General features: G+C 71.5%; 7 protein-coding genes. 4 read left to right on the plus strand and 3 right to left on the minus strand.

Translation table 11 applies throughout. The features are described 5' to 3' along the window. Positions 1-39: 39 nt before the first annotated feature. The 3 genes from IEZ01_RS08100 (at position 40) to IEZ01_RS08110 (ending at position 3,847) form a co-directional block, all read left to right on the plus strand. Entirely contained in the window at positions 40-618 is a 579-nt protein-coding gene (locus IEZ01_RS08100; RefSeq protein WP_019885363.1) for a TerD family protein, read from the plus strand. Between the two features lie 93 nt (positions 619-711). Further along, positions 712-2,634, plus strand: coding sequence for a TerD family protein (locus IEZ01_RS08105; protein ID WP_189200702.1), 1,923 nt, complete (start codon positions 712-714; stop codon positions 2,632-2,634). A 220-nt stretch (positions 2,635-2,854) separates the two neighbouring features. Continuing rightward, positions 2,855-3,847 (plus strand): TerC/Alx family metal homeostasis membrane protein, encoded by a 993-nt coding sequence (locus IEZ01_RS08110; protein ID WP_189200704.1) that lies wholly within the window; start codon positions 2,855-2,857, stop codon positions 3,845-3,847. Positions 3,848-3,926: 79 nt separating this feature from the next. Here IEZ01_RS08110 and IEZ01_RS08115 read toward each other — a convergent pair whose 3' ends face one another. The 3 genes from IEZ01_RS08115 to IEZ01_RS08125 all read right to left on the minus strand — a co-directional run bounded on the left by IEZ01_RS08115 (position 3,927) and on the right by IEZ01_RS08125 (position 6,811). Next, positions 3,927-5,213 (minus strand): MFS transporter, encoded by a 1,287-nt coding sequence (locus tag IEZ01_RS08115; RefSeq protein ID WP_019885360.1) that lies wholly within the window; start codon positions 5,211-5,213, stop codon positions 3,927-3,929. Between the two features lie 200 nt (positions 5,214-5,413). Then, on the minus strand, positions 5,414-6,070 hold the full coding sequence (locus IEZ01_RS08120) for an MBL fold metallo-hydrolase (protein ID WP_019885359.1): 657 nt from the start codon (positions 6,068-6,070) through the stop codon (positions 5,414-5,416). Between the two features lie 57 nt (positions 6,071-6,127). Then, on the minus strand, positions 6,128-6,811 hold the full coding sequence (locus IEZ01_RS08125) for a maleylpyruvate isomerase family mycothiol-dependent enzyme (RefSeq protein WP_189200706.1): 684 nt from the start codon (positions 6,809-6,811) through the stop codon (positions 6,128-6,130). Between the two features lie 158 nt (positions 6,812-6,969). Here IEZ01_RS08125 and uvrA point away from each other — a divergent pair, with 158 nt between their 5' ends. Next, on the plus strand, positions 6,970-9,957 hold the full coding sequence (gene uvrA / locus IEZ01_RS08130; protein ID WP_189200707.1) for an excinuclease ABC subunit UvrA: 2,988 nt from the start codon (positions 6,970-6,972) through the stop codon (positions 9,955-9,957). Positions 9,958-10,456 lie beyond the last annotated feature (499 nt).

Consider the following 10,456-nt stretch of genomic DNA (forward strand, 5'->3'; position numbering starts at 1 on the left):
GAGACGGCCGCGGGGGATCGCAACGAGAGGGGACAGCGCGTGACGGTCAACATGACCAAGGGTCAGGCCATCAGCCTGGAGAAGCAGGGCGGGGGCACCCTTACCGCTGTGCGGATGGGGCTCGGCTGGCAGGCGGCGCCGCGCCGCGGCCTGTTCGGCTCCCGCACCCGGGAGGTCGACCTCGACGCGTCGGCGGTGCTGTTCGCCGACAAGCAGCCGGTGGACGTGGTCTTCTTCCGCCACCTCGTCAGCGACGACGGCTCCGTGCGCCACACCGGTGACAACCTCGTCGGCGGCGCCGGCCAGGGCGGCGACGACGAGGCGATCCTCGTCGACCTCGCGCGGGTCCCGGTCCACATCGACCAGATCGTCTTCACGGTGAACTCCTTCACCGGCCAGACGTTCCAGGAGGTGCAGAACGCCTTCTGCCGGATCGTCGACGAGTCCAACGGCCAGGAGCTCGCCCGCTACACCCTGGACGGCGGTGGCCAGTACACCGCGCAGATCATGGCCAAGGTCCACCGCGACGGCGCCGGCTGGAAGATGACGGCCCTGGGCAACGCGGCCAACGGCCGTACGTTCCAGGACCTGATGCCGGCGATCCTGCCGCACCTGTAGGCCAGGACGTATCACGTACGCGCAGCTCCCGGAGGCAGCAGGCCGCCGGGAGCTGCACTGCAACAGCACAGCGAACCAAGGGGGACAGAGGCGATGACGGCCGAGCTGATCCGGGGGCAGAACCACCCCCTGCCGCACACCCGACTGGAGATCCGGGTCTCGGCGGGCCATCCGGTCGTCGCCGGTGCCACGCTCGGCGACGACCGCGGCAGGGTCCAGGGGCCCGAATGGATCGCCCACCCCGGCTCGCCCGCACTGCCCGGCATCGAGGTCTCCCAGCAGGCGGCCGCCGACCACCGGCTCGCCCTCGACCTCGGCGCGCTGCCCGCCGCGGTGCACCGGGTCACGGTCCTGCTCGCGCTGCCCGTCGGCGCCGGCGGGCCGGCCCGCTTCGGCTCGGTCGCCGCCCCGTTCGTCGCCGTCACCGGCCTCGACGGCGACGAGGTCGCCACGTTCACCATCACCGGACTCGACGCCGAGTCCGCCGTCACCGCCCTGGAGCTCTACCGCCGCCAGGGCGCCTGGAAGGTCCGCGCCGTCGGCCAGGGCTACGCCGGCGGCCTCACGGCGATGCTCGGCGACCAGGGCGTGGAGCGGCCCGGGGAGATCGCCACGGCCATCCTCGACGCGGTCGCCCGGGGCATGGCCCGCGCGGTCTCCGCGCCACCGCCGCGCGTCCCGGACGCGGACCGTGTCCGCCACTCGGCGCCCCTCACCGGCTCCGACCACCCGGACACCGCCCCCACCCTGCCGGTGCCCCTGCCCGCCGACGCCACCGCGGCCGACAGCGGCGGCGGCATCAACTACGCCCACCCGCGCCGCCGGTCCGCGGCCCCTCCGCCGCCGCCCTCGGCCCCCGAAGCCGCCCCGCCGGGCCGGCCCGCCACCCCCGTCGCCGGGGACGCCACCGGCTGGTCGATGGACGAGCGGCTCTACAACCAGGTGTGGGGCATGTTCGAGGACCTCGCCCGCACCACCGCCGCCTACCGCAGCGCCGTGGACTTCGCCGAGTCCCGCATGGACCAGGAGCTCGACCGCGTCCTGTCCGACCCGCGCAGCCGCGTCGGCGCGACCGGGGACGCCGCGCGCGAAGCGGCCCGCGCAAAGTGCGAGGAGCTGACCACGCGGGCCCGCGAGGCCCTCGACCGCGATCTCGCCCAGCTCGACGCCGAGTCCGAGGTGGTCGAACCCGCCCTCCCGACGCCCTTCGCCCGCTGGGACAACCCCGTCTGGCACGCCTACCGCGTCCCCATGGAGATCCCGATGGCGCTGCGCCTGGGCGACCTCCACCTCCCCGAACGCCCCGAGCTGCGCATCCCCATGCTTGTACGGCTGCCGCTGGAGCGCGGCCTGTGGGTGGACAGCGGCCGTGGTCACTCCGAGGCCGCCGCCCTCCTCGACGAGGGCAGGCTGCGGCGGCTCGCCATGGACACCGCCGTCGCCCACGCGGCCCGGCTGCTCGCGGTCTACCCCGCGGGGGAGTTCACCGTCCATGTCATCGACCCCGCCGGGTCGGCCGCCGCCTCCCTCGCGCCGCTGGTCGAGACCGGAGTCCTCGCGGGCCCGCCCGCCGCCGGTGCCGCCGGAGTGGCGGCCGTGCTGGCCCGGCTCACCGAACGGGTCGACCTGGTGCAGATGGCGATCCGCGCGGGCGCCGCCGACTCCCTGCCGCCCGGCCTAGACCCGGCCGAGCAGCTGCTGATCGTCAACGACTTCCCGCACGGCTTCGACGACCGGTGCGTCAACCAGCTCCGCTACCTCGCCGACGAGGGCCCCGCCGTCGGCGTCCACCTGATGATGGTGGCCGACCGCGAGGACGCCAGCGCCTACGGCCCCGTCCTCGACCCGCTGTGGCGCTCACTGCTGCGGATCACCCCGGTCGCCGACGACCACCTCGCCGACCCGTGGGTCGGTCACGCCTGGACGTACGAACCGGCCCTCCCGCCTCAGGGCAGCGCGGTGATCCGGCAGGTCCTCGGCCAAGTCGCCGAAGCCCGCCAGGCCTGGGGCCGCTGACCTGGGCACTTGGGGCCTCCTTACCCTGGTCTTTACCTTCCTTTGGGTTTTCGGGTAATCTTCTCGGCGCGGAGGGGAGTACTCCCTGTGTGCGGCGTGCCCGTCAATACGGACAGATGCGAAAGCTCTGATCCCGGGGCGCCGGCCCGGAAAGCCCCGGGTGGAAGAGACCTCCGGCAGCGACGACGCTGATCAGTAGCCGTACGACGCCGGAGGCGCAGTGGACGTTTCAATGAACATGTGGGTGCTGACCATTCTCGGTCTGAGCGCCCTGATCGCGATCGACTTCTTCATCGGCCGCAAGCCCCACGACGTGTCGATCAAGGAAGCCGGCACCTGGTCGGTCGTCTGGATCGTCCTCGCCGCCCTCTTCGGCCTCGGTCTGCTGTTCTTCGGCAACAGCCAGGCGTCGGGAGAGTTCTTCGCCGGATTCATCACAGAGAAGTCGCTCAGCGTCGACAACCTCTTCGTCTTCGTCCTGATCATGGCGAAGTTCTCGGTCCCCTCCCACCTCCAGCAGCGTGTGCTGCTCATCGGCGTCCTGATCGCCCTCGTCCTGCGCGCCATCTTCATCGCCGCGGGCGCCGCGATCGTCGCCAGCTTCGCCTGGGTCTTCTACATCTTCGGCGCGTTCCTGATCTACACCGCCTGGAAGCTCATCCAGGAGGCGCGCTCCGACGAGGAGGAGGACGAGTTCGAGGAGAACCGGCTCCTCAAGTCCATCGAGAAGAAGTTCGGCGTCGCGGACAAGTACCACGACACCAAGCTCTTCATCCGCGTCAACGGCAAGCGCGTGCTGACCCCGCTGATGGTCGTCATGCTCGCCATCGGCACCACCGACGTGCTCTTCGCCCTCGACTCCATCCCGGCGATCTTCGGCCTCACCCAGGACCCGTACATCGTCTTCACCGCCAACGCCTTCGCCCTGATGGGCCTGCGTCAGCTGTACTTCCTGATCGGCGGTCTGCTGAAGAAGCTGGTCCACCTCAGCTACGGCCTGTCGGTGATCCTGGGATTCATCGGCGTGAAGCTCGTCCTGCACGCGCTGCACGAGTCCGGGGTGCACGTCCCGGAGATCTCCATCCCCTTCTCGCTCGCTGTCATCTGCGGCGTGCTGGTGATCACCACCATCACCAGCCTGATCGCCTCCAAGAAGCAGGCCGAGCGGGAGGCCGCGGAGCAGACGGCCGAGAAGGCCGGCATCGACGCCTGACACGTCCGCAAGGAGCCGCACGGCCGGTGCGGGCGGTGATTCGACCGCCCGCACCGGCCGCGGTGCGTCACAGGGCCGCTCAGACCGCCGCCGCGCCCTCGCGCTTGGGCGCCACGGCCCGGCCCGGCAGCGTCTCCGGCAGCAGCGCGAAGCAGCCCAGGCTCACCAGCGCCACCAGCGTCAGATACGCCGCCACACCCCACGGCGGCCCACTGCCGCCCGACAGCGCCGTCGCCACGATCGGCGTCAGCGCCCCTCCCAGCACCCCGGCGAGGTTGTAGCCGACGGCCGCGCCCGTACAGCGCACCCGCGGCTCGTACAGCTCCGGCAGATACGCGGCGACCACCGCGAACATCGTGATGAACGCCAGCAGCGCGCCCAGGAACCCCAGGAACATCAGCAGCGGCTCCCCGGTGTGCAGCAGCGCCACCATCGGGAACATCCACACCGCCGACGCCGCGCACCCGGCCAGACACAGCGGCCTGCGGCCGTAGCGGTCGCCCAGCATCGCGGCGAACGGGGTCACCACCCCCTTCACGGCCACCGCCGCCATGATGCAGACCAGCATCGACGTACGGCTCACCCCCAGCCGCTCGGTGCCGTACGCCAGCGCCCACGTGGAGACCGTGTAGAAGACCGCGTAACCCACCGCGAGCGCCCCCGCGGTCAGCAGGACGAGCCGCCAGTGACCCCGCGCCACCTCGGCCAGCGGCGCGGTCGCCTGCCGTCCGGACGCGGCGAGCTCGGCGAACTGCGGGGTCTCGTGCAGCGAGGCCCGCAGCAGCAGACCGCCGACGGCGAGCAGCCCCGCCGCCCAGAACGGCACCCGCCAGCCCCAGTCGCGGAACTGGGACTCCGTCAGCGCCGCCGACAGCGCCAGCATCACCCCGTTCGCGAGCAGAAAGCCGACCGCGGGACCGACCTGCGGAAAGCTCGCCCACAGCCCGCGCCGACGCTCCGGGGCGTGCTCGGCGGTCAGCAGCACCGCGCCGCCCCACTCACCGCCGAGGCCGAGCCCCTGGAGAAAGCGCAGCACGAGGAGCAGCACGGGCGCGGCCACCCCGAGAGTGGCGTACGAAGGAACGCAGCCGACCGCCACGGTCGCGAAACCCGTCAGCATCAGCGAGGCGAACATGACCGGCCGCCGCCCGTACCGGTCACCGATGTGGCCGAAAAGCGCCGAGCCCAGCGGGCGGGAGAGGAAACCGACGGCAAAGGTGCCAAAGGCGGCCAGCGTCCCGGCCACCGGGGAGAACGTGGGAAAGAACAGCGGCCCGAGGACCAGGGCCGCCGCGGTGCCGTAGACGAAGAAGTCGTAGAACTCGATGGCGGTCCCGGCCAGTGACGCGGTGGCCAGCCGGGGCATCGAGACGGGGCGCGGCGAGGGGGACGGCGCGGCGGAGACCGGGGGAGTGGGGGCGGGGGTGGGAGCGGGACTATGACTGTTGGGCATGTCGCGCCAACTACCCCTGCTCCCAAGGGGTTACGGGGGCGTACAGAAGCGCACGGCCGGATCCATGCGCCCCGGGAAAGCTCCCCGCGCCCCGTGTCACTTCGGTGCGACAGTCACCAGCCCCGCTCGTGCCACTCCGGGAGTTTCGGCCGCTCCTCGCCAAGAGTGGTGTCCTTGCCGTGCCCCGGATACACCCAGGTCTCGTCCGGCAGCACGTCGAACAGCTTGCGCTCCACGTCATGGATGAGACTGGCGAACGCCCTTGGATCCTTCCAGGTGTTGCCCACCCCGCCCGGGAAGAGGCAGTCGCCGGTGAAGACATGCGGATGGCCCTGCGGGTCGTCGTAGATCAGCGCGATCGAACCGGGCGTGTGTCCCACCAGGTGACGGGCGGTCAGTTCGACGCGGCCGAACCGGACGGTGTCGCCGTCCGCGACCGGCACGTCCGTCGGCACGGGGATGCCCTCGGCGTCGTGCTCACCGGCGTACGTCCGCGCGCCGGTCGCCGCGACGACCTCCGCCAGCGCCTGCCAGTGGTCGCCGTGGCGGTGGGTGGTGACGACGGCCTTGATGCCGTCGTCACCGATCAGCTGGAGCAGCGTCCGCGGCTCGGCGGCCGCGTCGATCAGCAGCTGCTCGCCGGTGGCCCGGCAGCGCAGCAGGTAGGAGTTGTTGTCCATCGGGCCGACCGCGACCTTCGAGATCATCAGCTCCGACAGCTCGTGCACGTCCGCCGGGCCGCCGACCTTCACCGCTCCGCTGTACGTCATACCCCTCAGCCTAGGCCCTGATCACCGGCGCGGGAGGCCGAGGACCGGGTGTCGTGCCTACAGCGGCGGGAGCGCCGGGAGCGGGCCGCCGGTCGTGTCCAGGCCGCCTCCGTCGGTGCGTCCGGCCAGCCAGCCGAGCAGGGCCGGAGCCGGGCCCGAGACGGTCACCTCGTCACCCTCGGTGCCACCCGTGCGCCACTCGCCGCCCTCGGTGACGATCCGGGTGGGCGGCACGGAGGCGTTGCCGGCGAAGCGGTCGGCGAGGAACTCGATCTCGCGCTCGACGAAGTCGGCCGGGAGGTCGGTCAGCTCGTAGCCGATGCCGAGGTCGACATGGTGCAGCTCGACCTCCACGAGCCGGCGGAAGGGCACCCGGGCGGCCTGGTCGGTGACGCCGTTGCGCAGCTCGACGGTCCGGCTCCAGTCGGCGTCGGCCTCGCCCTCGGCGTCGAAGCGGGCGGCGCTGCCGCGCACGTCCTCGAGTTGGGCGGCGAGCGGCCGGGGCGCGTCCCGCTCGATGTCGGCGTCGCGGGTCGCGGCGTCGGCGTACATGGGCAGGCCCCGCAGGACGTTCACCAGAGCGTCCGCGTTACGGGCCACGTGGGCCAGGACGTGGCCGCGGGTCCAGCCGGGGAGCCGTGACGGCTCGGCCACGGCCGCGTTGTCCAGTTTGGCGGCTGCGGTCAGGAGCCGCTCGGTCGCTTCGCGTACAGAAGCCAGGTCACGCGCATGGTCGATCATGGCGCCGACGATAGCGCCGCCACTCGTTCGGGTGAAGGTGGCAGAGCGCGTCCGTAAATCGAATGCGCGTGCTATAGGCTCGGGAGAGGCATCAGGCATCCTTGGTTGTCGGGCACTCATCTCTGCCCCCGCTTCTCTCAAGAAAGGTGCGGACCGGCGTGGCCGACCGTCTCATCGTTCGTGGCGCTCGTGAGCACAACCTCAAGAACGTCTCGCTCGACCTCCCGCGTGACTCCCTCATCGTCTTCACCGGGCTCTCCGGGTCGGGCAAGTCCTCCCTCGCGTTCGACACGATCTTCGCCGAGGGCCAGCGCCGCTACGTCGAGTCGCTCTCCTCGTACGCCCGGCAGTTCCTCGGCCAGATGGACAAGCCGGACGTGGACTTCATCGAGGGCCTCTCCCCGGCGGTCTCCATCGACCAGAAGTCGACCTCGCGCAACCCGCGCTCCACGGTCGGCACCATCACCGAGGTCTACGACTACCTCCGGCTGCTCTTCGCCCGCATCGGCAAGCCGCACTGCCCCGAATGCCGCCGCCCCATCTCCCGCCAGTCGCCGCAGGCCATCGTCGACAAGGTCCTTGAGCTGCCCGAGGGCAGCCGCTTCCAGGTCCTCTCGCCGCTGGTCAGGGAGCGCAAGGGAGAGTTCGTCGACCTCTTCGCCGACCTCCAGACCAAGGGCTACAGCCGCGCCCGCGTGGACGGCAAGACCATCCAGCTCGCCGAGCCCCCGACGCTGAAGAAGCAGGAGAAGCACACCATCGAGGTGGTCGTGGACCGCCTCACCGTCAAGGACAGCGCCAAGCGCCGGCTCACCGACTCCGTCGAGACCGCGCTCGGCCTCTCCGGCGGCATGGTCGTGCTCGACTTCGTCGACCTCCCCGAGGACGACCCCGAGCGCGAGCGGATGTACTCGGAGCATCTGTACTGCCCGTACGACGATCTCTCCTTCGAGGAGCTGGAGCCCCGCTCCTTCTCCTTCAACTCGCCCTTCGGTGCCTGCCCCGACTGCACCGGCATCGGCACGCGCATGGAGGTCGACCCCGAGCTGATCGTCCCGGACGAGGACCGCTCGCTCGACGAGGGCGCCATCCACCCCTGGTCGCACGGCCACACCAAGGAGTACTTCGGCCGCCTCATCGGCGGGCTCGCCCAGGCGCTCGGCTTCCGTACGGACATCCCGTTCGCCGGCCTCCCCGCGCGGGCGAGGAAGGCCCTGCTGTACGGCCACAAGACCCAGGTAGAGGTCCGCTACCGCAACCGCTACGGACGCGAGCGCGCCTACACCACGCCCGCCTTCGAAGGTGCCGTCTCCTTCGTCAAGCGGCGCCACAGCGAGGCCGAGAGCGACTCCAGCCGGGAGCGCTTCGAGGGCTACATGCGCGAGGTGCCCTGCCCCACCTGCGAAGGCACCCGCCTCAAGCCGATCGTCCTCGCCGTCACGGTCATGGACCGGTCCATCGCCGAGGTCTCGGCGATGTCGATCAGCGAGTGCGCCGACTTCCTCGGCCGCCTCACCCTTAACGCGCGCGACAAGAAGATCGCCGAGCGGGTCCTCAAGGAGGTCAACGAACGGCTGCGGTTCCTCGTCGACGTCGGCCTCGACTACCTCTCCCTCAACCGCGCCGCCGGCACGCTCTCCGGCGGCGAGGCCCAGCGCATCCGCCTCGCCACGCAGATCGGCTCCGGCCTGGTCGGTGTGCTGTACGTGCTCGACGAGCCGTCCATCGGCCTGCACCAGCGCGACAACCACCGGCTGATCGAGACCCTCGTCCGCCTCCGTGACATGGGCAACACCCTGATCGTCGTCGAGCACGACGAGGACACCATCAAGGTGGCCGACTGGGTCGTCGACATCGGTCCGGGCGCGGGCGAGCACGGCGGAAAGGTCGTGCACTCCGGCTCCCTGAAGGAGCTGCTGTCCAACCAGGACTCCATGACCGGGCAGTACCTGTCCGGGAAGAAGTCCATCGCCACCCCGGACATCCGCCGCCCCACGGACCCGACGCGCCGCCTCACCGTCCACGGCGCCCGGGAGAACAACCTCCAGGACATCGACGTCTCGTTCCCCCTGGGGGTCCTCACCGCGGTCACCGGTGTCTCCGGCTCCGGCAAGTCGACCCTGGTCAACGACATCCTGTACACCCACCTGGCGCGCGAGCTCAACGGCGCCAAGTCGGTGCCGGGGCGGCACACGCGCGTGGACGGCGACGACCTCGTCGACAAGGTCGTCCACGTCGACCAGTCGCCGATCGGCCGCACCCCGCGGTCCAACCCGGCGACGTACACCGGAGTCTTCGACCATGTGCGCAAGCTCTTCGCGGAGACGATGGAGGCGAAGGTGCGCGGCTATCTGCCGGGCCGCTTCTCCTTCAACGTCAAGGGCGGCCGCTGCGAGAACTGCTCCGGCGACGGCACGATCAAGATCGAGATGAACTTCCTGCCGGACGTGTACGTCCCCTGTGAGGTCTGCCACGGGGCGCGCTACAACCGGGAGACCCTGGAGGTCCACTACAAGGGCAAGTCCATCGCCGAGGTCCTGGACATGCCGATCGAGGAGGCCCTGCACTTCTTCGAGGCCGTCCCGACGATCGCCCGCCACCTCAAGACGCTCCATGAGGTCGGCCTCGGGTACGTCCGCCTCGGCCAGTCCGCGCCGACCCTCTCGGGCGGTGAGGCCCAGCGGGTGAAGCTGGCGTCCGAGCTCCAGAAGCGGTCCACGGGCCGCACGGTCTACGTCCTGGACGAGCCGACGACCGGTCTCCACTTCGAGGACATCTCCAAGCTGATCAAGGTCCTGTCGGGCCTGGTCGACAAGGGGAACACCGTGATCGTCATCGAGCACAACCTCGATGTGATCAAGACGGCGGACTGGGTTGTCGACATGGGCCCCGAGGGCGGCAGCGGCGGCGGCCTCGTCGTCGCCGAAGGCACCCCGGAAGAGGTGGCGAGCATCCCCGCGAGCCACACTGGCAAGTTCCTCCGCGACATCCTCGACTCGAACCGGATCACCGACGCGACGATCCCGGCGGCCCGAAGCGTGACGAAGAAGACGGCGGCGCCGAGGAAGAAGGCGACCCCGGCGAAGAAGGCCACGGCGGGCGCGGGAGCCACGGCAAAGAAGGCGTCGCGGACCCGGAAGGCCTGACGGCGCGGGCGGCCGCCGGCCCGCCCTGGCGGGCCGGCGGCTCAGGCCCGGGCCTGAGCCGCCTTGGCGGGCGTGCGCCTGAAGACGCGTGGTTCGCGGGCCGCAGACGTCGGTCGCGCGGGGCGCCCCGGGCTTCCGCCGCCTGCGAGGCGTTGTGGTTCGCGGGCTGCGGGCGCCGCTCGGGCGTCCTGGCGGGTGCGCGGGTCACCCCCGGGCTTCGCCCGCTTGCGAGGCGCGCGGATCGGGCGCCGTGGGCGGCAAGCGCCGTGCGCAGCCTGGCGGGTGGCCGGTCAGACCGGGCCTCCGCCGCCTTGGCGGGCGGTGCGCCTGAAGGCGCGAGGTTCGCGGGCCGTGGCCCCCGCAGGCGCCGCTCGCGCCTCCGCGCGGGCGCCGGGGGCACCCCCCGCCCCCGCCCTGCCCCGCCCCGGGCTTCGCCCGCTTGCGAGGCGCGCGGATCGGGCGCCGTGGGCGGCAAGCGCCGTGCGCAGCCTGGCGGGTG

The sequence above is a fragment of the Streptomyces purpureus genome (assembly GCF_014648195.1).
Classification (GTDB): domain Bacteria; phylum Actinomycetota; class Actinomycetes; order Streptomycetales; family Streptomycetaceae; genus Streptomyces; species Streptomyces purpureus.